Source organism: Promicromonospora iranensis, from assembly GCF_028994775.1.
GTDB lineage: Bacteria > Actinomycetota > Actinomycetes > Actinomycetales > Cellulomonadaceae > Promicromonospora > Promicromonospora iranensis_A.
On sequence record NZ_JAJQMN010000007.1, the window covers coordinates 24731 to 46084 of the forward strand.

Sequence of the window (21354 nt, forward strand, 5' to 3'; positions counted from 1 at the left end):
GGATGTGGGTATGAGCACGACGCCCCGCGAACGCAACGCCCGCTGCTCCGTCGCGCGCAGCCTGGAGGTGCTGGGGGAGAAGTGGGCCCTGCTGGTCGTCCGTGAGGCCTTCTTCGGTGTCACCCGGTTCGCGGACTTCCGCGCACGGCTGGGGGTCGCCCCGGACGTGCTCACCGCTCGGCTGGAGACGCTGGTCGAGGGTGGCGTGCTGGAGCGCCGCCCGTACCGCGACGAGGGGCAGCGGCAGCGCGAGGAGTACGTGCTCACCGAGGCCGGGACGGAGCTCAAGTCCGTCCTGGCGGCCTTCGTCGCGTGGGGTGACGTGCACCGCCCCTCAGGCTTCGGGCCCGCCACGGTCTACGTCGACCGTGCCACCGAGGAACCCGTGCGCATCGCCTTCCTGGCCGACGACGGGCGGGAGCTCGCACCCGAGGATGTCACCGTGGTGCCGGGGCCGGGCGCACTCGCCGCGGCTGGTTGAGGCCGACGTTCCGGGTCAGCTCGCCTGGGAGGCGTGCAGGCGCGCGTAGCGGCCGCCGCGCGCGAGCAGGAGGTCGTGCGTGCCCTGCTCGACGATCCGGCCGTGCTCCAGCACGACGATGCGGTCGGCCTGCCGGATCGTCGACAGGCGGTGGGCGACCACGAGCGTCGTCCTCCCGCGCATCAGGCGGCCGAGCGCCTCCTTCACGAGCGTCTCGGACTCCGTGTCCAGGGCGCTGGTCGCCTCGTCCAGCAGCAGGATGCGCGGGTCGCGCACCAGGGCGCGGGCGATCGCGATGCGCTGTCGCTGCCCGCCGGACAGCCGTGCGCCGCGCTCCCCGACGACGGTGTCCCAGCCGTGGGGCTGCGCCTCGACGAAGTCCAGCGCGTTGGCGTCCCGCAGTGCGGCGCGGACGACGTCGTCGGGCGCGTCCGGGAGGCCGTACGCGACGTTCTCGCGGATGGTGCCCTCGAACAGCACCGACTCCTGCGGCACCACGGAGACGTGCCGGCGCACGGTGCGCAGGTCCAGCTCCTGCGCGTCGACGCCGTCGACGAGCACCCGGCCCGACGTCGGGCGGATGAAGCCGAGCACCAGGTTGAGCAGCGTCGACTTGCCCGACCCGGACGAGCCGACGAACGCCACGGTCTCGCCCGCGGGGATGGTGAGCGTGACGTCGTGCAGGGCGTCGTCGTCGGAGCCCCGGTAACGGTGGGAGACGTGCTCCAGCGCCAGCTCGCCCCCGACGGCGTCGACCGTGCGGCGGCCCGCGTTCTCCTCCAGGTCGGGCTCCTCGAGCACCTCGGCGATCGAGCGGACGGACTCCATGCCGCGCGCCGTGACCGGGATCAGCATGAGCAGCTGCGTGAGCCCCTGGGTGAGCAGCGCGAAGTAGCTCGACAGCAGCACCACCTCGCCGGGCGTGACGGGCAGGAGTCCCGTGAGCGAGAAGATCGCGGCGAGCGCGAGGCAGGTGACGCCGAGCAGCTGCATGATCACCCACGACAGGGACGCGACGCGCCCGTTGAGCATGTCGAGGTGCAGGCCGGCGCGGCGGACGCCGTCGGCGCCGTCGGCCAGGCGGTTGACCGCCGTCTGCTCCAGGCCGTGCGCGCGCGTGATGGGGATGAGCGAGGCCATCTCGCCCACGCGGGAGGCGAAGCCCTCGACCTCGCGGCGGAAGTGCTCGTTGCGGTCGCGGGAGCGGCGGGCCGTCGACCAGCGCATGCCGAGCGCGAGCGGCACCGCCAGCAGGTACACGGGCAGGAACTCGGGGACCTTGACCGCCGTCATCGTGACGGCGCCGACGAGCACCATGACGGACGACAGCAACGGGTGGGTGACCTGCTGGAGCATGACCTCGATGTTCTCGACGTCGCGCACCACCTTGGACTGCACCACCGACGAGCTGGCGCGCGTGTGGTAACCGATCGACAGGCTCTGCAGGCGTGCGGCCAGCGCGTTGCGCAGGCCGGCGCCGGTGTCGCGCACCACCGTCATGAAGTTGCGCGTGTAGACCAGGTGGTTCGGGAAGTTCTGCAGCAGCAGGGCCGCGGCGATCGCGAACCAGACGAGCACGTCGCGCACCGGGCCACCCGTGGCGACGATGTCGATGACGGCCGCCGTGACGACCGGCAGGAACCACATCGGGATCTCTTTGAGCGTGAACGCCCCGATCGCCACCGACATGCGCCCGGGGCGCCGGGCGAGCAGGCGCAGGACTGACCGGGCGGGGCGGGAGCTGTCGATCCGGACGGTGGAGGTAAGCGCTTTCTCGGCAGCCATGCGCCCATGCTATGCCGGTACGGGGCGGAGCGGGGGACGGGCCCAGGCCTGTCTGTGCCAGGATGCGACGGTGGAGACGAGCGACGTCACGCGTGCGATCGCTGCTGCGACCTCGGTCGCCGCATCGCTCGGCCTGCCCGCCGACGACGCGATCGTCCTGCACAACTCGAACAAGCTGGCCCTGCGGCTGACGCCGTGCGACGTGGTCGCCCGGGTAGCGCCCGTGGGACAAGAGGTCGCGCGCTTCGAGGTCGAGCTCGCTCAGCGGCTTGCCAGAGCCGGGTCCCCGGCGGGCCGGCTGGAGCCTCGGGCGGGCCCGCGGGTGTACCTGCGCGACGGCTTCGCGGTGACGCTGTGGACCTACTACGAGCCCGCGGCACCGCGCACCTCGCCGGTCGACTTCGCCAGGGCGCTGGAGCAGCTGCATGCCGGCCTGCGCACCGTCGACATGCCCAGCCCGAGGTTCACGGACCGGATCACGGAGGCGGAAGAGATCGTCGCCGACCCGGATCGCTCGCCGAAGCTCGCCGACGTCGACCGCGGGTTCCTCGGCGGCAGGCTGGCAAGCCTGCGACGTGCGATCGCCGACCGCGGCGCCGCGGAGCAGCTGATCCACGGCGAGCCGCATCCGGGCAATGTGCTCAGCACCGTGAACGGGCCGTTGTTCATCGATCTCGAGACGTGCTGCCGCGGGCCCGTCGAGTTCGACCTCGCCCATGTTCCGGAGGCCGTCTGCGAGCACTACCCGGATGTCGACCAGGGGCTGCTGGACGAGTGCCGGGAGCTCGTCCTCGCGATGGTCGCCGCCTGGCGGTGGGACGTCGACGACCAGTTTCCGCACGGGAGACGATTCGGCGAGGCGCTCCTGCGCGTGCTGCGCGAGGGCGCTCCGTGGCCGACGCTCGACACGGTGCTCACACGACTGGACGGGATCCGCGCGCCATGAGGTACACCAACTCGATCGAGATCGCCCTGCCGCGGAAGCGGGTGGCGCAGCTGCTGGCCGACCCGGCCCACATCCCGAGGTGGGTGCGCGACGTCGTCCTGCACGAGCCGCTGAGCGGGATGCACGGGCAGCTCGGTACCAGGTCGCGCGTCGTGATGCAGTCGGGGAAGCGGACATTCGAGCTCATCGAGACGGTCACCCGCCGGGATCCTGTAGACCTGCACGAGATCCCTCACGAGGTCGTCGTCCACTTCGACCGGGAGATGGTCGGCACGGGCATGTGGAGCGCCGTGCGCGATCGGCTGACCGAGGTCGATCCGGAGACGACGCTCTGGGAGAGCGAGAGCGAGTACCGGTTCAGCAACCTGCTGATGCGGCTGATGGCGCTCCTCATGCCCGGCGCCTTTCACAAGCAGTCGCAGCAGCACATGCAGGACTTCAAGGCGTTCGCCGAGCAGGGGAAGGACGTGCGCGACAGGAGGAGCTGATCTGCCGCTGATCGGCCACCGGTCGGAGCGCCCGCCGGTCGATCAGCGGGCGCTCCGACCGGCGAGGGCTAGCGGGTCATCAGGCGGTACTGCTGCGCCACCTCCTTCGCCGTGGCTGCCCGGTCGAGCAGCTGGATGGTGTCCATGCTGCAGTTGCAGGGGTTCCGCTCCTGCGTGTCCTGCGGGAAGCTGCCGCCGATCTTGATCCCGCGCGGTGTCGTCGCCGAGGCGCCCGAACCGTCCACCTGCCACGGGTCGCCGTCCACCACGTAGAAGCCGGGCACGGGCTCACCGTTGCGGTACAGCGCCATCCGGCCGGTCGTGTAGTCGAACGTCGCCGCCAGGTGCACCCACTCGTCCTGCGGCAGCAGGGTGCGCCAGTCCTCGTGCGCGGCGAAGGTCTGCGACGCCCCGCCGTCGATCCGCCGGCCGAGCGCGACGAGCCGCAGCTCGCCGTCCACCTGGATGATCTCGAGCAGCGCGCGGACGCCGTGCCCGTCCGAGTCGCCGCTGAGCACGCCCGCCAGGCCGACGGCGTTGTAGTAGTCGTCCGGGTTGGCGGTAGTGGTGTTCGGGCTCGGGTTCTGGCCGGTCATCTTGACCCAGCCCATCACCGTCATCCCGTCGACACCGCCCAGAGCGGACAGCGTGCTCACTCCCGCGGCGTTGTAGATGCCCGCCTTCCAGTCGTCGTTGCCCGCCGCCAGCGGGTTCACCTGCCCGAGCTGGATCGAGTTGTTGCTGCCCGGGTAGGCGCCCTCCGCCACGCGCATGTCCTCGCCGCCGTTGACCAGGTTGAGGTACGTGCGGGACGCGCCGCGGTCGATCTCCACCGCGCCGTCCTGCTGGAACGGGTGCTCGAAGTCGTAGAAACTCACGACGTTGTCCCGCAGCGAGCGGGGGACCTCCTGCGGCACCGGCGCGCGCACCGTGTCGACGACCTTCCAGATCTTCCCGTTCGCCTTGGCGATCAGGTACAGGTCGCCCGCGCGGTCGCGGCCCATCCGCAGGTCGGCCCGCTCGTCGCCCGTGAAGTCGGGCATTCGCTTGCGGGTGCCGTCGGTGTCGTAGAGCGCGAGCTCGTACATCTGCGCCTCCCGGCCGCCGCGCCGCATCTGCGACTCGTGGGCGTAGAACACCCGCCCCTCGACCAGGTCCGTGAACAGGTACTTGCCGTCCAGGGCCGGCAGGTCGTGCCCGCGGTAGACGAAACCACCGCTGATCGCGTAGCCGCTGTCCGACGTGCAGGGCCAGCCGGGCGGCGGGTCGTGGTCGTACGCGACGACCGGGTAGGTGAAGCCGAGCTCGGCGTCGTTCTCCGGGAGCGGGTAGAGGTTGCACCGGTCGGCCGGGTCGAAGACGTACCTGCCCTCCCGGTCGCCCCAGCCGAAGTTGTCTCCGGCCCGCACGTCGTAGACGGCCTCGATCGCGTGCTCACCGATGTGGCCGAGGAACATGCGCGGCTCACCGCTCCGGCCCTGCTTGTCCCAGCTGAACCGGTGCGGGTCGCGCATACCGACGGCGTAGATCTCGCCCAGCGCGCCGGCCGTCCCCACGAAGGGGTTCGACGGCGGGATCCCGTACGCCCCGCCCGGCCCGTTCGTCCCGGCCGGGTCGATGCGCAGGATCTTGCCCGCCGGCGTGCCCATGTCCTGCGGGATACCGGTGCCCACGCCGCGTCCGCCGTCGCCCACGGCGAGGTAGAGCAGGCCGTGGTCCTCGCTGCCCGGCCGCGCCGTCGGGTTGAAGTCGATCTGCTGGATCGCGTGGATCTGCCCGGCGAAACCGAGGCGTAGCACCTCGCGGCTCGTCCCGGAGAAGACGTCGGCGGTGGGGTCGTTCGCCACCCACTCCGTCACGACCGAGTGCAGGAACGTCGGGGTCTGGGGTGGATACGTCGTGGGGTCGGGCGGCGGGCCCGCGTTGCCCGGCCGCTCGGTGTGCACCGTGTAGAACCTGCCGTTGTCCGCGAAGTCCGGATGGAACGCGGCGAACCCGAAGCCGCTGCCCATGCCGCGCCCCGAGAAGAACTCCGGCGCGAACTCGGCGGCCACGTCCAGGTAGACCCGCGGCTCGCCGTCCTCGACGAGGTAGAGCGGGCCGTTGAGGTCCGGCACGTATCTGCGGCCGGAGCCGTCGGGCAGCTCGCCGAGCCCGTTGATGCGGGCGTGCCGCATCAGCCGGCGGTCGGTGGGTGCCGGGATCGGCTCCGTCTTCGGGAACTGGGCGTACTCCTCCAGGACCAGACCCAGCGTGGACTGGATCTCCTCCGGCGCGGGATCGGTGATCGGGCCGGATCCGGCCGTGGCCGTGGCCGTGGTCGTGGTCGTGGTCGTGGACATGGCCGTGGTCGTGGTCATCGCCGTGGTCAACGGGACCAGTGCGGCGGCAGTGACCGCCACCGCGGCGACCGCCGATCGCCATCGTCGCTTGTTCATGGTGCCTCCTGAATGTCGTCGTCGTCATTGCGGAGTGCGTCTGTTTCCCGTTGGTCGAGCTTGTCGAGACCTCGTCGGTCGAGCCTGGTCTCGACAGGCTCGACCACCGGCGTCGTCACCGGTGCGGTCACCGGCAGAACGGCCGCGCCCCGGCCGCGCTGAGGATCCCGCCCACCACGTGCGTCTCGAACGACCCGGCGCCGGCGAGCGCCGAGTCCTCCGTCCAGGCGGCCGGGTCGTGGCCGAGCGTGGTGACCCACGCGCGGCCGCCGTCGTAGTACTGGCACCACGACACGGGATGGTCGCCCGTGTGCCCGGGGTGCCCGTTGAAGCCGGCGTGGTCACCGATCGTCGCGGTGTCCACCTCGGCGAGGAACCGCACGCCCGTGGGGAACGGCTCGAGGTTGTACCACTCGTCGCGGAAGTCCCACCGTCGAGGCAGGTCCCGGGTCGAGGTGTCACGCCGGTCGGTCGTCACCACCTGCCCGTCGCGGTGCGGCCCGTGATCGTAGAAGTTGGCCCCGCCGAGCAGGCCCTGGAACCACGGCCAGTGGTACATCGCGCCGAGGGTGTTGTGGACCGCCACGAAGCCGCCGCCCGACCGGACGTACTGCAGCAGCGCCGTCTGGGAGGCGTCGTCGAGCATGGTGCGGGAGTTGCTGAGGAACACGACGGCGTCGTACGGCGCGAGCCGCGACGGCGCGTCGAGCTGGCGCACGTCCTCGGTCCAGTCCACCGCGAAGCCGTGCTCCTGGCCCCAGCGGATCACCGCGTTCTGCGCCACGTGCGCGGAGGTGAGCGGCGGGTTCTTGCCGGCAGGCAGCAGCGGCCCGAGGTGCGCGTGCCGGGAGCTGCCCGTCGCGGTGAAGACCAGCACGCGCACGACGCCGTCGTCGTCCCGCGGCAGGTCCCAGTCGTTGTAGCAGGCCGGGTCGGTGCCCCGGCAGACGCCGTAGTCGGCGAGCTTGTCCTGGTAGGGGGAGCCGGCCCGGCCGTCTGCCGCTGTCGGCGGTGACGGCGGTGTCGGCGTCGGCGCCGTACGGTGCAGGCCGGCCAGGAGCGCGGCGAGGATGGCGAGGCCGAGCACCACCTGTCCCGCGCCGCCGAGCGATGTTCCGAGCATGGTTCTGAGCGACATGACGGTTCTCCTTTGAACAGCCAGCAGTCAGTCGTGTCTCGTTGAGTGCTGGGTATTTGTTGTTCTACGCCGCGCGGACCAACAAATACCCAGCACTCAACGGAGGTGGGTCAGGGCACCTCCTTGGGGCGGCCGCCCAGGTAGAGCTGGGCCAGTCTCGGGTCGGCGAGGAGGTCCGGGGCGGGGCCGGTGATGTGCACGCGGCCCAGGTCCAGCACGCAGCCGACGTCGGCCGCCTCCAGCGCACGCCGCGCGTTCTGCTCCACGAGGAGCACCGCCGTGCCGGCGTCGCGCATGCGCTGCACCTGCTCGAACACGATCGCCGTCGCCTTGGGGTCGAGCCCCATGGACGGCTCGTCGAGCAGCACCACCTTGGGCCGCACCATGAGCGACCGGGCGAACTCGACCTGCTTCTGCTGTCCGCCTGACAGCGCACCGGCCAGCGCGTTCCAGCGCTCGCCGACCAGCGGGAACAGGCTGGTGACGAAATCGGTGCGCTCGGCGATCAGCGACCTGTCGCGCACGCTGTAGGCGCCGAGCAGCACGTTCTCGGCCACGGTCATCTCGGGGAAGACGCTGTGTCCCTGCGGCACGTGGGACAGCCCGGAGGCCAGGAGCTGCTGCGGTGTCCGCCCGGTGACGTCGACGCCGTCGACCACGACCTGCCCGGAGCGCGGCTTGAGCATCCCGCTCGCGACCTTCAGCACCGTCGACTTGCCGGCGCCGTTCGGGCCGACGAGGCAGACCACGCTCGACGGCGCGACGGTCACCGACAGGCCGCGCAGCACGAGAGCGGCCCTGCCGTAGCCGGCCTGGACGTCGGTCAGGCGGAGCAGGGGTTCGGCCGCGGGCGACGGCGCGGCCGCCGGCGCGGGTTCCGGTTCAGACGCCAAGGTATGCCTCCAGGACCAGGGGGTCGTCCTGCACGACGGCGGGTGTGCCCTGCGCGATCGGTCGGCCCCTGTCGAACACGACGACGTGGTCGCTCAGGCCCATGACGAGCTCCATGTTGTGCTCCACGATGATGAAGGTGCGGCCCTCGGCGTTGAGCTCCCGGACGAGGTCGGCGATCCGGTCCACCAGCGCCGGGTTCACCCCGCCGGCCGGCTCGTCGAGCATGATCGTGTGCGGGTCGCCCATGAGCACACCGGCGAGCTCGAGCAGCTTCTGCTGGCCGTAGGAGATGTCGCGCGCCTCGGCGTGCTCCAGGTGGTCGATGCCGACGCGCGCCAGCAGCTCGCGCGCCCGCCCGACGTCGGCGGCGTTGCGTGATCCCCGCAGCCGCTGCAGCAGACCGTGCGGCTGCACCGCGACCAGCACGTTCTCCAGCACGGTGAGCCGGGGGAAGATGCGGCAGAGCTGGAAGCTCCGGCCGATCCCGGACCGGGCGATCCGGTGCGGCGGCAGCCCCGTCACGTCCCGGCCCTGGTAGCTGACGGTGCCGGAGTCGGGCCGGATCATTCCGGTGACGCAGTTGAAGAACGTCGTCTTGCCGGAGCCGTTGGGCCCGATCAGGGCGTTGATCTCGCCCTCGTGGAAGGTCACGGAGGCGTCGTCGACCGCACGGACGCCGCCGAACGACTTGGTCAGGCCTGTGGTGCTCAGAGAATGTGTCGTGGAGTGATGTGTCGGGGTACTCATCGGGCCGCCTCCTCACGCTGCTGCGCCAGCTCCTCGGCGCTGACCTCACGGATCGACGCCGCCCCGCGCCGTCGGTTCACGAACGAGGTCAGGGCCGGGATGACGCCGTCGGGCATGAACAGGACGACCAGGCCGAGCAGGACGCCCGTGGCGACCAGGTGGAGCTGCGTGTCGCCGTACTGGGACTTGAACACCTCGACCGCGTAGCCGACGACGACGGCGCCCAGCAGCGGGCCGAACAGGCTGCGCACCCCGCCGAGCAGCGACATGAGCACCATGTAGGTGCCGACCAGGATCGAGAACTGGAAGATCGGGTCGAGGTAGCCGAACCAGAGCGCGTACAGGCCGCCGCCGAGCGCGGTGAAGAAGGCGCTGACCACGAGCGCCGTGAGCTTGTAGGCGAAGGTGGGCACTCCCAGCGCCTGCGCCTTGTCCTCGTCCTCGCGGATGGCCTTGAGCCCGGCGCCGAGCCGGGACCGCTCGATGAGCCACCAGGTCAGCAGCGCGAGCGCGAGCAGCCCGGCGTGCAGGTAGAAGAAGCGTTCGTGCTGCTCGGGACGCAGCACCTCGGTGCCGAACGGCCGCGGTACGCGCAGCCCGTTCGAGCCGCCGGTGAACGTGTGCCAGCTCTGGAAGGTGAGCTGCAGGATCAGCACCAGTGCGATCGACGTGATCACGAACGAAGCGCCCCGCACGCGCAGCGACGCGATGCCCACGGGGATCGCGACGGCGGCGACGATCAGGCCGCCGGCGAGCAGCGCGAGCCACGGGTTCATGCCGGTGCGGAGGATGAGCAGCGCGGTGGCGTACCCGCCGAGCCCTGAGTAGGCGGCGTGGCCCAGCGAGATGTATCCGGTGAATCCGCCGACCAGGTTCCAGGACGTCGCGAGCACGGCGTAGCTGAGGATCACCACGCCGACGGACAGGATGAACGGGTCGGCGGCGAGGGACGGGAAGAGGAGCACCACCGCCACGAGGGCGAGCAGGCCGGCGGTCCGGGCCACCCGGACCGCCGTCGGCCGGGCACCCGTGGGACTGGACGCTGCCGGCCTTGCGGCCCCCGTGGGGCTAGAAGCGTTGGGCAAGGCGACCTCCGAAGAATCCCTGCGGGCGGATCATGAGGGTCACGAACAGGGCCAGGTAGAACACGGTCTGTGCCCAGGTGGTGCCGAGCGGTACCTGCAGCAGGCTCGCGGCGACGCCGAGCAGCATGGCTGCGATCGCGGCGCCGGGGATGCTGCCCAGTCCGCCGACGACGATGATCGCCATCAGCGGCCCGATCCAGTGCCAGTGCAGCGACGGGTAGATCGTGTAGTCGAGCGCGAGCGCCGTGCCGCCGATCGCGGCCGTCGCCAGCCCCAGCCCGAAGCCGAGCCCGGCCACGCGGTCGGTGTCGATGCCGACGAGCCGCGCGGCCTCCGGGTGCTGGGTCGTGGCGCGCAGCGCCCTGCCGAAGGAGGTCTTGCGCAGGATCAGGTACAGCGCCCCCAGCGACAGCGCGGCCAGGGCGAACGCGATGAGCTTCACGACGGCGATGCTCACCCCGAACACCTCGAGGCTCGTGCCGGAGTACGGGAGCTGGACACGCCGCTGCGTCCCCGTCCACACGAACCCGAGCAGACCCTCGATGGTCAGGGCCACCGCGAACGTCAGCAGCACCGACATGGTCGTGAGACTGATGGGCCGCAGCCGGGACACGAGGAACCGCTGCATCCCGTACCCGACCACGAAGAACAGCGGCACCGTGATGACCAGCGAGAGGAGCGGGTCGAGCCCGGAGCGCTCGTGGAAGAACCAGGCCAGGTAGGCCGCGAGGATCAGGAACGCGGAGTGGGCGATCATGACCACCCGCATGACGCCGAAGTACAGCGTCAGGCCCGCCGCCAGGAGGGCGTAGAGCCCGCCCAGCAGGATGCCCAGCACCAGGCTCTGCGCGAACAGGGCACCGGTCATGCGATCACCACTCGGGCTTCGGGTGGATGATGTCGGCTTCCTTGACGTCCTCCGGCAGCACGATCGTGATCTCGCCGTCGACGTACTGCTGGATCAGGTGGGCGCTCTGCGGGCGGCCCTGGGCGTCCCAGCTGAGCGTGCCGACCACCGTCTCCACCTCGTTCTCGTGGAGCCAGTCGACGAGCTGCTGCTGGCACTCCGGTGACGGGTCGGCACAGCCGACGGCCTCGACCGCCGCGGCGACGACCTGGCCGGTGGTCCAGGCGTTGGCCTCGTCCTCGGCCGGCGGGGTGCCGTGCTCGGCCGTGTAGGCCTCCACGAACTCCTCGTTGGACGGGTACGGGGCGGTGGGCGTGTAGCCCGTCGGGGCGAGGATGCCCTCGGTCTTGTCGCCGATGGCGGCCGGGAACTCGGCGTTGGTGGGGGCGCCGGAGATCGCCGCCATGTCGGGCTGGTAGCCCTGCTGCTGCAGCGCGACGACGAGGTTGACGCCGTCCTGGTACTGGGAGCCGACGATCAGCAGGTCGGCGTCCGAGTCCGCGATCTTCGCCGCGATGCCGCTGAAGTCGGTGGTGTTGGGCGGGTAGACCTCGTCCTCCACCACCTCGATCCCCGCGTCGGCGAGCTTGTCGCGCAGGCCGTACGCGGTGCCCTGGGCGAACGGGTCGTCCATCGAGGCGACGGCCACCGTCTTGGGCCGCTCGTCCTCGGGCAGCGCGAGGACGTACTCCGCGAGGTGGTCGTAGTGGTCGTCGGCGATGGCCGGCGCCGCGTAGAAGAGGTTGTCGAACCCCTGCTCGAAGACCTCGGCAGCGGCACCGGCGGGCTCGACGAAGAGGAAGCCGTAGTCCTGCGCGACCTGCGCGGCGGGCACGACGAGCCGGGTCGAGAACGGCCCGAAGACCAGGTCGACGCCGTCCTGGTTGATCAGTCGCTCGTAGTCCGAGGCGACCCGGTCGGCGTTCGACTGGTCGTCGACGATGATCAGCTCGACCTGGCGGCCCAGGAGCCCGCCGTTGGCGTTGACGTGCGCCGCCCAGGCCTCGTAGCCGCGCTGGACGCCCTTGCCGGGCTCGGCGAAGTCGCCGGTCAGGGGGAGCGATACCCCGATGACTATCGGGTCGTCCGGGCCGGCGGACCCTCCGTCCTGTGTGTTGCCTTCGTCGGGGCTCGCCAAGCAGGCGGACAGGGTCAGAGCCGTGGTCGCGGCGATAGCCGCTACCGTCAGCCGTCGGGTTGCTCTCATGGTCCACTCCTTTGTGGCAAGCGCTTCCGTAACCGCTTACGGCACTCTAGGAACTGGGACCCTTGGTGACAAGGGTCTTGGCCCGATCCATGACGTTCGGTGAACCATCCGTGGCGAGGAGGCCTCATGCCGAAGCACACCGCCGGGCTGCGCCTGATCGATGTCGCCGACCAGGCAGGCGTGTCGATCGCCACCGCCTCACGCGCGCTCTCCGGGGCGGCCGGGGTGTCCGAGGCGCTGGCCGAACGCGTGCGCACAGTGGCCGCGGACCTGGGCTACGTGGCGAACGTGCACGCACGGTCGCTCGCCAGCGGCGCCAGCCCGGGGGTGGGACTGGTGGTGCACGAGATCGGCGACCCGTACTTCGCCGAGATCGCCAGCGGCGTGCTGGAGGTCGCGAGCACGCACGGGCGCATGGTCCAGATCTGTCACACCGGCCGGGACCCGTTCACCGAGGTGGCGCAGCTGCGGGCGCTCGTGAACGCCCGTGTCGGGATCATCGTCGTGGCCGGTTCCGGACACCTGGACCGCGACATCCAGGCCCGGATGAAGGCCGAGGTGCAGGGCTTCGAGGCGGTCGGCGGGCGCGTCGCCGTGATCGGGCGCCATCCCCAGCTCGGGGTCGACGCAGTGGTCCCCGCGAACGTCGAGGGCGGCCGCGCGATCGCCGAGCACCTGCTCCAGCTCGGGCACCGCCGCATCGGCGTCACGGCCGGGGCGCGGGGGCTGGCGACGATGGCAGACCGGCTCGCCGGCGTCGAGCAGGCGCTCGGCGCGTACGGCCTGACGCTGCGTGACCTGCCCGTGGTCGAGGCGGAGTTCACGCTCGAGGGCGGCAAGGAGGCCGCCCGCCGCATCCTCGACGAGCACCCGGACGTCACGGCGGTCCTCGCGCTCAACGACGACATGGCCGTCGGCGTGCTGTCGGTGCTGGGGGAGCGGGGCATCGCGGTTCCCGGCGAGGTGTCGGTCACCGGGTTCGACGACGTCAGCGTGGCCGGCCACCTGTCGCCCGCGCTGACGACGGTGCGCCTGCCGATGAAGGAGATGGGACGCCAGGCGCTCGAGCTCGCGCTGCTGCCGCGGGCCGCCCGGCCCCGGCGTCGGACCGCGGAGCAGCAGCTCATGGTGCGGGCTTCTACGGCGCGGGCGCGGGGCTGATCGCCCCGCGTGCGAGGACGCCGTGGTGCTCCCGAGTGGGACCTGCGCCGTCTGACACTGGCGTCTGATACTGGCGTCTGACTCAGACGCCGGCGTCCCTGGCTTCTTGTCGCGGTGCCGGTTCGACCGGGAGCAGGGCGGGGGACGGTTCGGCCGTCGTCAGCCAGTGGGCCAGGACGTCGTGGAACAGCTCGGGGTCCTCGGCGCTCCAGACATGGTGCATGCCGGGCGCCAGCCGGGCGACGGCGCGGGGCACGCGGGAGACGATGTCGTCGAGCGCCCGGCGCACGGTTTGCGGCTCCTTCTCGCCGGCGATCGCGAGCATCGGCGCCCGGAGGTCGCGGAGGCCCTCGAGGTCGGCGGCCGGGACACCGTCGTAGACCTGGGTCATCATCCGGCGGGCGGAGTCGCGGTCGATGCCGAGGCCCGTCGAGACGAACGCGTCGACGGAGTCAGCAGGCAGGCGGAACGCTCGGGCGAGACCGTTCCAGTACCCGGGGCTCGACCAGAACGACACCTGTGCCAGCCCGCTCCAGCGGGTGAGTCGCCCGACGCCGCGCAGCGCGGCGCCCGTCACGAACGCGCTGCGGACCAGGTCGGGATGGCGGGCGGCGAGCAGTGTCCCGAGGACACCGCCGAGGGACAGCCCGACCACGTGCGCGCGTCCGTCGTGGGCCCGGTTGCGGACGAGGTCGGCCAGGTCGTCGGTCACCGCCATGAGATCGGTCCAGGGGCGGCCCGCCGATGCGCCGAAGCCAGGCAGGTCCGGGACCAGCGCGTGGTGGTCCGCGAGTGCTGCGGCCTGCTCGGTCCACATCCAGCCCGCGACGTTCCCGCCGTGCAGGTAGAGCACGGTCTCGGAGGCGTCGGGGTGCAGCTCGGCCACGTGCAGGTTCACAGCGCTGCCTCCGGTGTCCCTCGTCGCCGCGTCCCGACCGGGAGCAGGGCGGGGGACGGTTCACCCGTCGCCAGCCAGTGGGCGAGCGTGGTGTGGAACAGGTCCGGGTCCTCGACGTCCCAGACATGGTGCATGCCTGGGGCGAGCCGCGCTACGGCATGGGGCACGCGGGAGGTCACCTCGTCCAGCGCGTCACGGAAGGTCCGGGATTCCTTCTCGCCGACGATCGCGAGAATCGGGGCGGTCAGCCGGCGGAGCCCGTCGAGGTCGCGGGCCGGCACGCCGTCGTAGAGCTGCGGGACCATGCGGCGGACCGAGTCGCGATCGATCCCCAGCCCGGTCGTGACGAACAGGTCGATCGCGTCCGGTGGCAGGCGGTACATCCGGGCGGTCGTCCTCCAGTACCAGGGGCTGCCGAAGAAGCGGATCTGCGCCAGCCCCGCCCAGCGGGTGAACCCTTGCACGCCGCGCAAGATCGCCCCGGTCACGAAGACGCTCCGGATCACGTCCGGGTGGCGCGCCGCGAGGGCCGTCCCGACGACGCCGCCGAGCGACATCCCGACCACGTGGGCCCGCCCGTCGTGGGCCCGCTCGCGGACGAGGTCCGCCAGCTCGTCGACCGTCGTCGAGAGGTCGGTCCACGGGTGCTGTGCCGAGGCGCCGAACCCAGGCAGGTCCGGGATGAGGGCGTGGTGGTCGGTGAGCGCCTTGGCCTGCTCGGACCACGACCAGCCGGCGACGTTCCCGCCGTGCAGGAACAGGACCGACTCGCCGGCGTCGGGGCGCTGCTCGGCAAGGTAGATGCCCGTGGGGCGGTTCGTCGCGGAGCTCACAGTGCGTCCTCCAGCTCGTCGAGCCAGGCGAGCTCGGCCTTGACCTCGCGGATGCCGTTGCGCAGCGTCGCTGACCGGAGCCGGGTGGCCAGGTCGCCATCGTGGACCGGGATGCTCTCCAGTGTGGCGAGCAGGCGGAGGGCCGCGTCCCGGCGCTCCGCGAGGAGCGCGCGGACCAGCTCGGGGTCGTTCTCCCGGCCGACGAGGAAGAGCCTGCCGAGGAACGGCTCCCTCGGCCGGTCGTCTGGCAGCGGGGAGCGGAGCCAGGCCGCCAGCGAGGCCCGGCCCTCGTCGGTGAGCCGGTGCTCGCGGCGGTCGGGCTTGCCCGGCTGCGGGATGACCCGGACGTCGACGAGACCGTCGCGTTCGAGCTGGGCAAGCGTGCGGTAGATCTGGGCCTGATCGGCCGACCAGAAGTGCGCGACGGTGCCGTCGAACGTCTTCTTGAGGTCGTAGCCGGTCATGGGCTTCAGGTCGAGGAGGCCGAGGATCAGGGCGTTGAGTGCCATGTCCGATACCCTACAGCACATATATGAGACTGTGCATATATGAAAGTCGGGCAGCTCGGCCGTGCGACATCGTTCGCGCGGGCAACTATGTAGGGTGCAGACATCCCCGCCCCTGGCAGTGCCCGTGCTGCGGACCTCCGCGCGCGACGGGGCGCCACCGCATCGAAGGAACGTCTGTCACCCATGAGATTCAGCTTCCCGCCCGGCGGTCAGGATCGGTCCCGGCTCACGTACGTGCCCAGGCCGGGCCTGGTGATCGCGGTGCTCGCGTTCGCAGGTATGGGGGCGTCGTTCATGCAGACGATCCTGCTGCCGATCCAGTCGGAGCTGCCGCTCCTGCTGGGGGAGTCCCGAGACGTCACCGCCTGGGCCATCACGGTGACGCTGCTGGTCGCGGCGATCTGTACACCCATATCGGGGCGGCTCGGTGACATGTACGGCAAGAAGACCGTCGCGCTCGCCCTGCTCGGCCTGCTCGTGCTCGGCTCGGTCGTCGCCGCGCTGTCGTCGTCCGTGGTGCTCCTGATCGTCGGCCGCGGCCTGCAGGGCATGGGCATGGGCGTGATCCCGCTCGGCATCTCGATCCTGCGCGACGTGCTGCACAAGGAACGGCTCGGGTCGGGCATCGCGATGGTCAGTGCGACGCTCGGCGTCGGCGGTGCCCTCGGCCTGCCGATCAGCGCGTTCGTGACCGAGCACTACGACTGGCACGTGATGTTCTGGGTGGCGGCAGGGATCGGTCTGCTCGCGCTGGTGCTGGTGGCCCGGATCGTGCCGGTCAGCACGATGCGGGCGGGCGGGAAGCTCGACGTGGTCGGCGTGATCGGCCTGGCCGTCGGACTGACCGGGGTGCTGCTGGCGGTCTCCCGCGGGAACGACTGGGGGTGGGGGTCGCCCCGCACGCTCGGGCTGCTGCTCGGCGGCCTGGTCGTGCTCCTCGTGTGGGGCTGGTACGAGCTGCGGATCGATGCTCCGCTCGTGGATCTGCGGGTCACGGCGCGCGGCACCGTGCTGTTCACCAACCTCGCCTCGATAGCGATGGGCTTCGCCCTGTTCGCGTCGCAGGTCGTGTTCCCGCAGCTGCTCGAGCTGCCGGCCGAGGCGGGCGGGCTGGGGCTCAGCCTGATGCAGGCGAGCCTGATCCTCATGCCCGCGGGTCTGGCGATGCTCGCGATGTCGCCGGTCGCGGGCCGGCTCGAGCACCGCTTCGGCCCCAAGCCCTTGCTCGCGGCGGGGTCGGCCATCATCGCGCTCTCCTACGTGATCGCCGTCGCCGTCGACCTGGAGGTGTGGCACGTCCTGGTGGTCAACACCGTGCTCGGCATCGGCATCGGCCTGGGGTTCGCGGCCATGCCCGCACTGATCATGCAGGTCGTGCCCGCGCGCGAGACGGGAGCGGCCAACGGGCTCAACACCCTCATGCGGTCCCTCGGCACGACGTCGGCCGCCGCCGTCGTGGGCGGCGTGCTCGCCGCGGGAGGTGCCGAGCTGGACGGGGTGCCGGTGCCGTCCGACGACGCGTTCCGGACGGCGTTGCTGCTGGGCCTCCTCGCGGCGCTCGTGTGCACGGTCCTCGCGCTGCTCATCCCGCGGCCGAGGCTCGCGGAGGACGAGCGGCCCTCGTTGCCGGACGGGGTCCTGTAGCGCGGGGCCACGTCCACCACGCGGCGCCCCCGCGTGGACAAGAACCTCCACGCGATCCGTGGCAGGCTGGGCGCCATGTTGAGAACGACTCTCGTTCGCGCCCGCCTCCACGGAGCGTGCTGACGTGGCCGACCTGCTGATGATCGAGAGCTGGCTGCAGTCCACCGGCCTGATGCTCCCGCCCCTGCTGCGCGACGGCGGTCACCGCTACGTGCTCGTCACCCGGGACCCCGACCTGTACCGCCTGCCCGACGGCGCGCCCCATCCCGTCCTGGCGCTCGCCGACGAGGTGGTGGTCGCCGAGACCAACGACGACGCCGCGCTCGTCGCCTCGGCGCGGAAGGTGGCGGCCCGGCGGCACATCGACGGCGTGCTGACGACCTGCGACTACTACCTGCCCGCGGTGGCCCTCGTGGCCGAGCGGCTCGGCCTGCCGGGTGCGCCGGCCGACGTGCTGCGTACCGCCACGCGCAAGCACCTGGTGCGTCAGGTCCTGGCGGCCAGGGGAGTGCCGGACGTGCCGTACGCGGTGGCGGGCTCCTGGGAGCAGGCGCACAAGGCGGCGGCGGACCTCGGCTACCCGCTGGTGGTCAAGCCGGTCGACATGAACTCCGGTACGGGCGTGCGCAAGGTGCTGGACGAGGCCGGGCTGGCCGTGGCCTTCGCCGAGGCGACGGCGCCCGAGCGCAACACCCGTGACCAGCCGCTGGAGCGGCTCGCGCTGCTCGAGCGTGTCCTGGAGGGCCCCGAGTACAGCGTGGAGTCGGTGACCCGCGACGGCATCACCAGGGTGCTGGGCATCACCGCGAAGTCGGTGGCGGAGCCGGATGCCGAGGCGGGCTCCGGGTTCGTCGAGTCGGGGCACCTGTTCCCGGCCCCGCTCGCGCCCGAGGGTCGCGATGCGATCGAGCGGCACGTCGTGGCGGTGCTGGACGCCGTCGGGCTCACGCACGGGATCAGCCACACGGAGGTGCGGGTCACTGCCGCCGGGCCGCGGCTCATCGAGCTCAACCCGCGCCAGGGCGGCGGCTACATCTTCGAGCTGGTGCGGCTGGTGACCGGCTTCAACCCGTTGCAGGTGCTGGTGGACCTCTCGCTCGGCCGGGAGCCGGTGCCCGGCGTGCCGACCGCGAGGAGCGCCGCTGTGGCGTTCCTGCTGCCGCCGTCGGACGGCGTGGTGCGGGAGGTGCGGGGCGCGGAGCGCCTGGCCGAGGACGACCGCGTGCGCAGCCACGCGACGCCGTCGGCCGGGCGTGAGGTGCGGCCGGGCGACAACAACGAACGGATCGGGCACGTCCTGGTCGCGGACCCGTCGGGGCACGAGGCGAAGGCCTGGGCCGACGAGATCGTGGCCGGCCTGGACGTGCGGATCGACGCGCGAGTCCTCACCTCCTGACCGCACCCACAGCAAACGCCCCGGCGCTGAGCGCCGGGGCGTCGTGCGGGCGGTGTCAGTCCGGGACGACCAGGCCGCGCCGGACGGCGGGGGCCAGCCGGGCCGGGACCTTGACCTGACGCCCGTCCACCGTGGTCACCGGCACCAGCTCGGGGACCTGGGCCTTCCACTGCGAGCGCCGGGCTCGCGTGTTCGACCGGGACATCTTTCGCTTGGGGACCGCCATGGCGGCCTCCTCTCTCTAGGCGCCTGCCGAGCTCGGCGTCAGCGCTCCTCGCGGAAGTCCACGTGTGTGCGGACCACGGGGTCGAACTTGCGCAGGATGAGCCGGTCGGGGTCGTTGCGCCGGTTCTTGCGGGTCACGTAGGTGAAACCGGTGCCCGCCGTCGAGCGCAGCTTGATGACCGGTCGGAGGTCTACGCGCGATGCCATCAGTTGCCACCCTTGCTCTCGTCGGTGTTGCTGTTGCCGTGCTTGGCGTAGCGCTGCCGGAACTTCTCGACGCGTCCGGCGGTGTCGACCACGCGGGCCGAGCCGGTCCAGAACGGGTGGCTCGCGCTGCTGATCTCGACGTCGACCACGGGGTAGGTGTTGCCGTCGGACCACTCGATGGTCGCGCGGGGGCGGCCAGGGCCGGCGTCCGTGTCGCCCGCGATGGTGGAGCGGGTGAGGAACGTGAAGCCGGCGCTCGTGTCGCGGAAGACGACGGGGCCGTAGGTGGGGTGGATGTTCTTCATGACTGGCTCCTTCCGCTCAGCCCTGGCGCGCCTTCCAGCGCGGGTTGAGCTTGTTGATCACGAACGTCTTGCCGTGCCGGCGCACGACCTTCGCGCCGGGCTTGTTCTTCAGGGAACGCAGGGATGCGCGAACCTTCATGTGCCACTCCTTCGATGTGAACCTGGGTCCGGACGACTCACGCGCTGGTGGGTCACCAGCTCGACTTCGTCACGCCGGGCAGCTCGCCCCGGTGCGCCATGTCGCGCAGCCGGATACGGGACAGGCCGAACTTGCGCGAGTAGGCGCGCGGGCGGCCGTCGACGACGTCGCGGTTGCGCAGCCTGGTCGGGCTGGCGTCGCGCGGCTGCTTGGCCAGCTCGCTGACGGCGGCGGCCCGCACCACGGGGTCCAGCTCCAGGTTTCGGATGATGCCGCGCAGCTCGGCACGTCGCTCGGCGTACCGGGCGACCACCTCGCGGCGTCGGGCGTCGGCGGCGATCTTGGACTTCTTGGCCATCAGACCTTCTCCCCTCGGGCGAGGATCTGGGCCACGACGACGTCGATGCCCCGGCGATCGATGGTCTTGATGCCCTTGGCACTCACGCGCAGCGTGACGTTGCGGCCGAGCGACGGAACCCAGTAGCGCTTCTTCTGGATGTTCGGGTTGAACCGGCGCTTGGTGCGCACGTGGGAGTGCGAGACCGAGTGACCGAACCCCGGCACGGTGCCCAGCACCTGGCATCTGGCTGACACATGACCTCCTGCTGTTGCGGCGGCGGCGTGGCCGCTGCATGTGAGAACGATTCTCATGACGCGCTACAGTGAACCAGAACTGAGAACGGTTATCAATAATTCCCGGCTGGGCCGGGTGAGGAGGCAGCATGTACGGAACCGGCAAGAACCGCGGAAACATCCCGGTGAGCGTCCTGGCCACCACTGATCAGGTGCTGCGTGACTCCGCGCTGTTCGGCCTCCTCATGGACGCGCCCGCCGTCGTCGCCGTGCGGCACGACATCCACACCGACCACCTCCGGCGCGTCGTCCTGGACGCCACCGGCGTGCTCGAGGACGTGATCGTGCCGCTCGAGCACGCCTGCCTCTCCTGCGCCGTCCGCGAGGACGCCGTTCCCACCATCGCCCGCCTCGCCCGGGACGGCCGCTGGACCCACGTCCTGCTCGCCCTGCCCGTCAGCGCCGAGCCCCTCCCCGCCGCCCGCGCCCTCGCGAATGAGACCCGACCCGGCGGCGCCCTCGACCACACCCGGATCGCCACCTCCTTCACCGTCGTCGACATCGACACGCTCCAGCAGGACCTCTTCGGCGACGACACCCTCGTCGAACGCGGCCTCGAGCTCACCGCCGACGACGAACGCTCGGTCGGGGAGGCGCTCGCGGCCCAGATCGAGCAGGCGGACCTCGTCGTGACGAGCTCGCCGTCGCCGTCGCCGACGTCGTCCGGCCTGCTCGACCGCCTGCGCGGCGCGGGGACGCGGCGCGTCGACGGGCTGCACGCGCTGTCGGCGGCCGACCTTGCCGCCGCCAGGCACTCCCCGGCCCGTGCGGAGCGCCGGGCGCACCCGCTGGGCGCGGTGGTGGTGACTGGCCCGGGCGGCGTGCCCGGTGACCGGAGCTGGACGCTCGAGCTGCGCTCGGCGCTGCCGTTCCACCCCGAGCGGCTGCTGGACCAGATCGAGGAGCTGAGCGTGGGCGGCCTACGTGCCCGTGGCGTGTTCCACGTCGCCGACCGGCCCGGGCTCGCCTGCCTGTGGGACGGCGCGGGCGGGCAGCTGGCCTTCGCAGATCTGGGCCCGTGGTCGGAGGTGTGCGCCGGGACGGCGCCGCACACCCGGATCGTGGTGGTCGGCGTGGCCGACGACCGGGGCGCCGGTGCGGGCTCTCAGGACGACCGACAGCGTCTGCGCGAGGCGTTCCACGCGGCGCTGTGCACGCCCGAGGAGGTGGCCGCCGGCGTCGAGTGGCTGTGGCGCGAGGACCACCTGGCGCCCTGGCTGGGGGCGCGCACCGTCTGATTCCCTCGTTGAGTGCTGGGTATTTGCGCCTCAGACCGCGTCGCAGGCAC

Annotated in this window: 24 protein-coding genes; 7 read left to right on the forward strand and 17 right to left on the reverse strand. The window is 71.6% G+C overall.

The window, feature by feature from the left end; translation table 11 throughout:
• The first annotated feature begins 10 nt into the window (after positions 1 to 10).
• Positions 11 to 481: a winged helix-turn-helix transcriptional regulator gene (locus LUU90_RS14125; RefSeq protein ID WP_275004075.1), complete on the forward strand. Its 471-nt coding sequence runs from the start codon at positions 11 to 13 to the stop codon at positions 479 to 481.
• Positions 482 to 496: 15 nt separating this feature from the next.
• Here the strand turns inward: LUU90_RS14125 and LUU90_RS14130 are convergent, their stop codons facing one another.
• The gene (locus tag LUU90_RS14130; protein WP_275004076.1) at positions 497 to 2266 is read right to left on the reverse strand and encodes an ABC transporter ATP-binding protein; all 1770 of its coding nucleotides are present in this window, start codon (positions 2264 to 2266) and stop codon (positions 497 to 499) included.
• A gap of 70 nt (positions 2267 to 2336) precedes the next feature.
• On the opposite strand from LUU90_RS14130, the gene LUU90_RS14135 reads away from it, so the two are divergent.
• Both LUU90_RS14135 and LUU90_RS14140 read left to right on the forward strand, forming a co-directional pair.
• Positions 2337 to 3212, forward strand: a complete 876-nt coding sequence (locus LUU90_RS14135) for an aminoglycoside phosphotransferase family protein (RefSeq protein ID WP_275004077.1) — start codon at positions 2337 to 2339, stop codon at positions 3210 to 3212.
• The gene (locus LUU90_RS14140; protein WP_275004078.1) at positions 3209 to 3700 is read left to right on the forward strand and encodes an SRPBCC family protein; all 492 of its coding nucleotides are present in this window, start codon (positions 3209 to 3211) and stop codon (positions 3698 to 3700) included. The genes LUU90_RS14135 and LUU90_RS14140 overlap by 4 nt, the downstream gene beginning before the upstream one ends.
• 68 nt (positions 3701 to 3768) lie before the next feature.
• On the opposite strand, the gene LUU90_RS14145 is transcribed toward LUU90_RS14140, so the two are convergent.
• The 7 genes from LUU90_RS14145 to LUU90_RS14175 form a co-directional block, all read right to left on the reverse strand.
• Positions 3769 to 6138, reverse strand: a complete 2370-nt coding sequence (locus LUU90_RS14145) for a PQQ-dependent sugar dehydrogenase (protein WP_275004079.1) — start codon at positions 6136 to 6138, stop codon at positions 3769 to 3771.
• Between the two features lie 127 nt (positions 6139 to 6265).
• A complete protein-coding gene (locus LUU90_RS14150; RefSeq protein WP_275004080.1) occupies positions 6266 to 7276 on the reverse strand; it encodes a ThuA domain-containing protein in 1011 nt (336 codons plus the stop codon).
• A 110-nt stretch (positions 7277 to 7386) separates the two neighbouring features.
• Positions 7387 to 8169, reverse strand: a complete 783-nt coding sequence (locus LUU90_RS14155; RefSeq protein WP_275004081.1) for an ABC transporter ATP-binding protein — start codon at positions 8167 to 8169, stop codon at positions 7387 to 7389.
• A complete protein-coding gene (locus LUU90_RS14160) occupies positions 8159 to 8917 on the reverse strand; it encodes an ABC transporter ATP-binding protein (RefSeq protein WP_275004082.1) in 759 nt (252 codons plus the stop codon). Before LUU90_RS14160 ends, LUU90_RS14155 begins: the two co-directional genes overlap by 11 nt.
• The gene (locus LUU90_RS14165) at positions 8914 to 9921 is read right to left on the reverse strand and encodes a branched-chain amino acid ABC transporter permease (protein ID WP_275004083.1); all 1008 of its coding nucleotides are present in this window, start codon (positions 9919 to 9921) and stop codon (positions 8914 to 8916) included. Before LUU90_RS14165 ends, LUU90_RS14160 begins: the two co-directional genes overlap by 4 nt.
• Positions 9922 to 9985: 64 nt before the next feature.
• On the reverse strand, positions 9986 to 10870 hold the full coding sequence (locus LUU90_RS14170) for a branched-chain amino acid ABC transporter permease (protein WP_275004084.1): 885 nt from the start codon (positions 10868 to 10870) through the stop codon (positions 9986 to 9988).
• 4 nt (positions 10871 to 10874) lie between these two features.
• The gene (locus LUU90_RS14175; protein ID WP_275004085.1) at positions 10875 to 12116 is read right to left on the reverse strand and encodes an amino acid ABC transporter substrate-binding protein; all 1242 of its coding nucleotides are present in this window, start codon (positions 12114 to 12116) and stop codon (positions 10875 to 10877) included.
• 126 nt (positions 12117 to 12242) lie between these two features.
• Between LUU90_RS14175 and LUU90_RS14180 the strand changes: the two genes are divergently transcribed.
• The gene (locus tag LUU90_RS14180; RefSeq protein WP_275004086.1) at positions 12243 to 13277 is read left to right on the forward strand and encodes a LacI family DNA-binding transcriptional regulator; all 1035 of its coding nucleotides are present in this window, start codon (positions 12243 to 12245) and stop codon (positions 13275 to 13277) included.
• Positions 13278 to 13359: 82 nt separating this feature from the next.
• On the opposite strand, the gene LUU90_RS14185 is transcribed toward LUU90_RS14180, so the two are convergent.
• The 3 genes from LUU90_RS14185 to LUU90_RS14195 are packed head-to-tail and all read right to left on the reverse strand — an operon-like array spanning position 13360 to position 15517.
• Positions 13360 to 14175: an alpha/beta fold hydrolase gene (locus tag LUU90_RS14185; protein ID WP_275004087.1), complete on the reverse strand. Its 816-nt coding sequence runs from the start codon at positions 14173 to 14175 to the stop codon at positions 13360 to 13362.
• A complete protein-coding gene (locus tag LUU90_RS14190; protein WP_275004088.1) occupies positions 14172 to 15008 on the reverse strand; it encodes an alpha/beta fold hydrolase in 837 nt (278 codons plus the stop codon). Before LUU90_RS14190 ends, LUU90_RS14185 begins: the two co-directional genes overlap by 4 nt.
• Complete coding sequence (locus LUU90_RS14195) at positions 15005 to 15517, reverse strand: PadR family transcriptional regulator (RefSeq protein ID WP_275004089.1); 513 nt, start codon at positions 15515 to 15517, stop codon at positions 15005 to 15007. The genes LUU90_RS14190 and LUU90_RS14195 overlap by 4 nt, the downstream gene beginning before the upstream one ends.
• A 234-nt stretch (positions 15518 to 15751) precedes the next feature.
• Here LUU90_RS14195 and LUU90_RS14200 point away from each other — a divergent pair, with 234 nt between their 5' ends.
• Both LUU90_RS14200 and LUU90_RS14205 read left to right on the forward strand, forming a co-directional pair.
• Entirely contained in the window at positions 15752 to 17161 is a 1410-nt protein-coding gene (locus LUU90_RS14200; RefSeq protein WP_275004444.1) for an MFS transporter, read from the forward strand.
• Between the two features lie 124 nt (positions 17162 to 17285).
• Entirely contained in the window at positions 17286 to 18557 is a 1272-nt protein-coding gene (locus tag LUU90_RS14205) for an ATP-grasp domain-containing protein (protein ID WP_275004090.1), read from the forward strand.
• 55 nt (positions 18558 to 18612) lie between these two features.
• On the opposite strand, the gene rpmF is transcribed toward LUU90_RS14205, so the two are convergent.
• From rpmF to rpmB, 6 genes are read right to left on the reverse strand one after another with little or no spacing between them, the layout of a single operon-like run.
• A complete protein-coding gene (gene rpmF / locus LUU90_RS14210; RefSeq protein ID WP_275004091.1) occupies positions 18613 to 18783 on the reverse strand; it encodes a 50S ribosomal protein L32 in 171 nt (56 codons plus the stop codon).
• A gap of 38 nt (positions 18784 to 18821) precedes the next feature.
• Complete coding sequence (gene rpmG / locus LUU90_RS14215; RefSeq protein ID WP_275004092.1) at positions 18822 to 18989, reverse strand: 50S ribosomal protein L33; 168 nt, start codon at positions 18987 to 18989, stop codon at positions 18822 to 18824.
• Positions 18989 to 19294, reverse strand: coding sequence for a type B 50S ribosomal protein L31 (locus tag LUU90_RS14220; protein ID WP_275004093.1), 306 nt, complete (start codon positions 19292 to 19294; stop codon positions 18989 to 18991). Before LUU90_RS14220 ends, rpmG begins: the two co-directional genes overlap by 1 nt.
• Positions 19295 to 19310: 16 nt before the next feature.
• On the reverse strand, positions 19311 to 19433 hold the full coding sequence (ykgO, locus tag LUU90_RS14225) for a type B 50S ribosomal protein L36 (RefSeq protein ID WP_189671490.1): 123 nt from the start codon (positions 19431 to 19433) through the stop codon (positions 19311 to 19313).
• Positions 19434 to 19485: 52 nt separating this feature from the next.
• A complete protein-coding gene (rpsN, locus tag LUU90_RS14230) occupies positions 19486 to 19791 on the reverse strand; it encodes a 30S ribosomal protein S14 (protein ID WP_275004094.1) in 306 nt (101 codons plus the stop codon).
• Positions 19791 to 20027: a 50S ribosomal protein L28 gene (gene rpmB, locus LUU90_RS14235; protein WP_108496538.1), complete on the reverse strand. Its 237-nt coding sequence runs from the start codon at positions 20025 to 20027 to the stop codon at positions 19791 to 19793. The genes rpsN and rpmB overlap by 1 nt, the downstream gene beginning before the upstream one ends.
• Before the next feature lie 128 nt (positions 20028 to 20155).
• Between rpmB and LUU90_RS14240 the strand changes: the two genes are divergently transcribed.
• Entirely contained in the window at positions 20156 to 21304 is a 1149-nt protein-coding gene (locus LUU90_RS14240; protein ID WP_275004095.1) for a GTP-binding protein, read from the forward strand.
• Positions 21305 to 21354: the final 50 nt, after the last annotated feature.

Excerpts from the sequence above, each read along its gene's own strand:
- LUU90_RS14180 (WP_275004086.1), top strand. The coding sequence starts at position 12,243 with ATGCCGAAGCACACCGCCGGGCTGCGCCTGATCGATGTCGCCGACCAG.
- LUU90_RS14150 (WP_275004080.1), bottom strand. The coding sequence starts at position 7,276 with ATGTCGCTCAGAACCATGCTCGGAACATCGCTCGGCGGCGCGGGACAG.
- LUU90_RS14160 (WP_275004082.1), bottom strand. The coding sequence starts at position 8,917 with ATGAGTACCCCGACACATCACTCCACGACACATTCTCTGAGCACCACA.
- LUU90_RS14140 (WP_275004078.1), top strand. The coding sequence starts at position 3,209 with ATGAGGTACACCAACTCGATCGAGATCGCCCTGCCGCGGAAGCGGGTG.
- rpmF (WP_275004091.1), bottom strand. The coding sequence starts at position 18,783 with ATGGCGGTCCCCAAGCGAAAGATGTCCCGGTCGAACACGCGAGCCCGG.
- LUU90_RS14195 (WP_275004089.1), bottom strand. The coding sequence starts at position 15,517 with ATGGCACTCAACGCCCTGATCCTCGGCCTCCTCGACCTGAAGCCCATG.
- LUU90_RS14130 (WP_275004076.1), bottom strand. The coding sequence starts at position 2,266 with ATGGCTGCCGAGAAAGCGCTTACCTCCACCGTCCGGATCGACAGCTCC.
- rpsN (WP_275004094.1), bottom strand. The coding sequence starts at position 19,791 with ATGGCCAAGAAGTCCAAGATCGCCGCCGACGCCCGACGCCGCGAGGTG.
- LUU90_RS14125 (WP_275004075.1), top strand. The coding sequence starts at position 11 with ATGAGCACGACGCCCCGCGAACGCAACGCCCGCTGCTCCGTCGCGCGC.
- LUU90_RS14240 (WP_275004095.1), top strand. The coding sequence starts at position 20,156 with ATGTACGGAACCGGCAAGAACCGCGGAAACATCCCGGTGAGCGTCCTG.
- rpmG (WP_275004092.1), bottom strand. The coding sequence starts at position 18,989 with ATGGCATCGCGCGTAGACCTCCGACCGGTCATCAAGCTGCGCTCGACG.
- LUU90_RS14170 (WP_275004084.1), bottom strand. The coding sequence starts at position 10,870 with ATGACCGGTGCCCTGTTCGCGCAGAGCCTGGTGCTGGGCATCCTGCTG.
- ykgO (WP_189671490.1), bottom strand. The coding sequence starts at position 19,433 with ATGAAGGTTCGCGCATCCCTGCGTTCCCTGAAGAACAAGCCCGGCGCG.
- LUU90_RS14175 (WP_275004085.1), bottom strand. The coding sequence starts at position 12,116 with ATGAGAGCAACCCGACGGCTGACGGTAGCGGCTATCGCCGCGACCACG.
- LUU90_RS14145 (WP_275004079.1), bottom strand. The coding sequence starts at position 6,138 with ATGAACAAGCGACGATGGCGATCGGCGGTCGCCGCGGTGGCGGTCACT.
- LUU90_RS14220 (WP_275004093.1), bottom strand. The coding sequence starts at position 19,294 with ATGAAGAACATCCACCCCACCTACGGCCCCGTCGTCTTCCGCGACACG.